The organism is Rhodopseudomonas sp. (assembly GCF_048594845.1).
Lineage (GTDB): Bacteria > Pseudomonadota > Alphaproteobacteria > Rhizobiales > Xanthobacteraceae > Rhodopseudomonas.
Genome location: NZ_JBMDXE010000204.1, coordinates 1 through 3,578, shown reverse-complemented (window position 1 = coordinate 3,578; position 3,578 = coordinate 1). Strand labels below are relative to the sequence as shown.

The 3,578-nt window shown below is 63.3% G+C and carries 5 protein-coding genes; 2 read left to right on the top strand and 3 right to left on the bottom strand.

Annotation, left to right across the window (positions count from 1 at the left end; all coding sequences use genetic code 11):
• Positions 1-47: 47 nt before the first annotated feature.
• From ACOJTD_RS13190 to ACOJTD_RS13180, 3 genes are all read right to left on the bottom strand, one after another.
• Positions 48-719: a TetR/AcrR family transcriptional regulator gene (locus ACOJTD_RS13190; protein ID WP_420133358.1), complete on the bottom strand. Its 672-nt coding sequence runs from the start codon at positions 717-719 to the stop codon at positions 48-50.
• A complete protein-coding gene (locus ACOJTD_RS13185) occupies positions 716-1,669 on the bottom strand; it encodes a cation diffusion facilitator family transporter (protein ID WP_420133357.1) in 954 nt (317 codons plus the stop codon). Before ACOJTD_RS13185 ends, ACOJTD_RS13190 begins: the two co-directional genes overlap by 4 nt.
• Before the next feature lie 310 nt (positions 1,670-1,979).
• Complete coding sequence (locus ACOJTD_RS13180; RefSeq protein WP_420133356.1) at positions 1,980-2,192, bottom strand: hypothetical protein; 213 nt, start codon at positions 2,190-2,192, stop codon at positions 1,980-1,982.
• Positions 2,193-2,428: 236 nt separating this feature from the next.
• Here ACOJTD_RS13180 and ACOJTD_RS13175 point away from each other — a divergent pair, with 236 nt between their 5' ends.
• Together ACOJTD_RS13175 and ACOJTD_RS13170 are read left to right on the top strand one after the other, a co-directional pair.
• Positions 2,429-3,151, top strand: coding sequence for a DUF1236 domain-containing protein (locus ACOJTD_RS13175; protein WP_420133355.1), 723 nt, complete (start codon positions 2,429-2,431; stop codon positions 3,149-3,151).
• 325 nt (positions 3,152-3,476) lie between these two features.
• Positions 3,477-3,578: type II 3-dehydroquinate dehydratase (locus tag ACOJTD_RS13170; RefSeq protein ID WP_420133359.1), on the top strand; the 102-nt coding region annotated here is incomplete at its 3' end.

Here is a 3,578-nt window from a genome sequence, read left to right as displayed (position 1 = left end):
CCGGCGACGCTCGTGACTTCCGCAACGACTGATCTTGCGCCCCGCGATCAGCTCCGACGACTGCACAGCCCCGCAATGAAGAGTTCATTGGCCGTTTCGAAGACGGCTTCGGGCTTGAGCGTCAGATAAGAGCGGGCCTGTTTTTTCAGCGCCGGAAATTCGGCCGACGGCAGCGCCTCCATCTCAGCGACTTCGCTCTCGCGCGCCGGCCGGATCAGTCCGCCGATCTCCGCAGTACACATGCCGAACACCCCAGCATACCAGGCGAGACAGATCGCCGGAGCCTCAGCCTCGCTGACGCCGGCATCGGCCAGCGCGCGGTGGACCATCTCGATATGGGCGAAATCCGAGACGCCGGTGTTGAGGAAACGCTGCAGCAGCGGAAACGTGTGCGGATAGCGCAGCGCGAGCGCGCGATAATCGCGCGCATGGCCGCGCAGCCGATCCTGCCAGGATCGATCGCCGTCGATCGGAGGCAGCTGCGCCACCAAGGCGTCTGCCATCGCGCGATACATGCCGTCCTTGTTCTTGAAGTGATAGAGGATCGCCATCGGATCGCAGCCGACCCGTTCGCCGAGCTTGCGCAGGCTGAACGCTGCCTCGCCCACCTCTTCCATCAAGCTCACGGCGGTGTGCAGGATCTCGTTTTTCGCAAGACCGCGCGGGCCGGAACCCGCGCGGGCTTTGGTAGTCGGTTTGGCCTCTTTGGTCGGCGTCATTCTGCCCATTCAGGATCACCCGTGAAAACGATGGTCAGCCATCGATCCGGTCCTTCGTCGCCGACCAGATCTCCGATCTCGTCACGCAGCGCGTCCCATTCGCCGATGGTCCGCGCCGGCGCATCGGCCGGAACGATGAAGTACAACTCGATCACCTTCGAGCGTCCGACGCGCGCCGCGTAGGCGCGATGCGAGACGAAACCCTGCTTGTCGACGAAGTCCGCTGCGACCTTGTCGAGATGCGCCTTCAGATCGGTCGGCGTGATCAGGAAGATGTCCGACAGCGCCTGGCGGATCGTTGCGACCGGCAGCGGAATAATCAGCGCACACACCACCGCGAGAACCGCGGGATCGATGTAAGGCGAGATCCACTGCCATGACGTTCCCTGCACGGCCCAGCCGATCAGGAATGCGATCAGCAGCGCCGCGGTAATGCCGGTGGACATGATCCAGCCGCGGACATCCAGCCTGATAAACTCGGACTTGATGGTCCGATTGGCGCGCCATTCGACGAGCGCGATGGCCGAACAGACGATCACGGTCACGACCGCGTAGATCAGCGCCGCACCGAACTCGAGATCACGCCCGCCGCGCAGCAGGCTTCCGATGGCAGTGACCAGCGCATAAAGCGACGCGCTGATCAGCAAGGTGCCGTTGAGCCCCAGCACTATCGGCTCCAGATGCCAGAGGCCGAAGGAAAACCGCTCCCTGAGCTTGCGCGACAGATGACCGGCCGTCGCATAGGAGGTGATGAGGTTCACCACCACCAGCGACAGCAGGCTCATGCCGCCGTCGAGCAGCGCATAGACGCCGTCGAATGCGATCGAGAACGAGCCCGAATACAGCCCGAAGCCGATGCCGAGAGAAGCGATGACGAATGTCACGGCGATCGAGGTTCGAAGCACGCCGCGTTCGTCCGAAAGATCGAAAAATGTGAGCTGTCCGCTCATGATGCGCTCGCAGTCCAAGCTGCGCGTCGCGAGTGGCCCCGACGCATGTCGCGGCGCTCCGCAGATGCGCCAGAACCGGCCATCAGCAAAAGAGCATGATTGAGGAATCGCGCAGAAGGTCTGCGATGCCAGCGTGAGGCGCCCTCGCAACGCTTACGGCACCTGACGACGCGCTATTTCTACACTGTAGAAATCACGGGGTCAAGCCGCCGGGTCGGCGGGCATCTGGACCGCGCGTCCGACAAACTCACCCGGCCCCGAATGGCGGCCTGGCGGCTTGCCGTCTCTGAATGTGAGAATTCCGGGAGAGCTAGGACGACAGCTTGGTCTCGGCGACATGAACGCGGTCGGCATGCAGCGACCATTCATGCAGCCGTTCCATTTCGCAGAACTTCTGCTTGGCGATTTCGGTCGCCTGATGCTGATCGGCCGCCTCGACTTCGAGCAAGCCCTGGCAGACCTCGGCGTGCCGGCCGTTCTCGCCGAGAATGTCCTTCATGAAACGTACAACGTAATGAGCCATCATGCCTCCCCATCGGGCTCTCGGCGCTGCAATCGCCGTGCCTGATTATCGGCTTGGAGACCGCGGGCTTTGCCTCGGCGGTCGTTCGGCGGCCGCCTTTGGATCGCCTACAGATTGCAGACTAAGTCTTCCTCCCCCGCGCAGCAAAACAAAAGTCCGAGACCTGGCTTTACCGGAACGGAGTTTCCCGCGTCGGGTTGTCGCGCGCGGGCAGGTTCTTTTGGGAGGTAGACGACATGACCAATCGCTTTCTGATCTCCGTCGCCGCCGCTGCGCTGATCGCCAGCGGCGTTGCAGCGCATGCGCAGGGAACCGGGACCGCAGGTGGCTCGATGGGCGCCTCGCCCTCAGCCGGCTCGTCCGCTCCGGCAGAGCGCGGCTCGTCCGCGCCGCAGATGAACAAGTCCGAAGGCGCCGGGTCGGGCATGACCTCGGGTCCGTCGGACCGCGCCCCGGGCGGGGCGATGGGCCAGCGTGCGCAGGACACCGCGCCCAAGGGCTCGATGAGTTCCGACAGTGGCCGCACCGGCAAGGATATGAAGGCGGAAGACCGCAAAGCCGGCGACATGGATCGCAAGGCGGGCGACGAGCGCGAGCAGATGAACCGCAACGCGGCCGACAAGGATCAGGGGCGCGGCGGCCAGATGAACAAGAACGCCGACAGCCAGCGTGACCGGACCACCACGGGTCAGGCCGGCGCAGGTGCCAAGCTTTCGTCCGAGCAGCGCACCAAGATCACCACCGTGATCAAGAACCAGCGGATCGAGCCGCAGACCAACGTCAATTTCTCGATCTCCGTCGGCACCCGCGTGCCTCGCGAAGTGCATTTCCACCCGCTCCCGACCGAGATCGTGACGATTTACCCGGACTGGCGCGGTTACGAGTTCTTCCTGGTTCGCGACGAGATCGTGGTGGTCAATCCGCGCACGCTGGAGATCGTCGCGGTGATCGACGCCTAACGGCGCGGCACATCCAACAGATGAGCAAGGGCGGCCTTCGGGTCGCCCTTTCTTGTGCACGGCCACTGGGCACGGTGCGGCACCCCGGAACCCGACGCGAGAGATTCGCAAGATACGGCGGTACTTTGCGGGATCATGCTCTCCCAAAGCATCAGCCGATTCATGTGGCATGGGAACATGTTGAGGCTTCCCCTCAGCCGTGAGGTTACCTATAACGCCCGCAATCAAGTGAATTTCGCCAGGAAGCCGGCTCCTGCAGAACCGGATTTTGGCCCGAACGGCATCTTCCGCCGCGGACCCTTCGCTGACATTGCCGGACCTTCGGATGCTTCAACCGATTTACGTGCTCAATGGCCCGAACCTCAATCTGCTCGGGACGCGGGAGCCGGAAATTTACGGCAAGGCCACTTTGGCCGATGTCGAACAA

What these genes read in the sequence shown, in the direction of transcription:
- ACOJTD_RS13190 (WP_420133358.1), bottom strand. Translation starts at nt 719, where the DNA reads ATGACGCCGACCAAAGAGGCCAAACCGACTACCAAAGCCCGCGCGGGT.
- ACOJTD_RS13185 (WP_420133357.1), bottom strand. Translation starts at nt 1,669, where the DNA reads ATGAGCGGACAGCTCACATTTTTCGATCTTTCGGACGAACGCGGCGTG.
- ACOJTD_RS13180 (WP_420133356.1), bottom strand. Translation starts at nt 2,192, where the DNA reads ATGGCTCATTACGTTGTACGTTTCATGAAGGACATTCTCGGCGAGAAC.
- ACOJTD_RS13175 (WP_420133355.1), top strand. Translation starts at nt 2,429, where the DNA reads ATGACCAATCGCTTTCTGATCTCCGTCGCCGCCGCTGCGCTGATCGCC.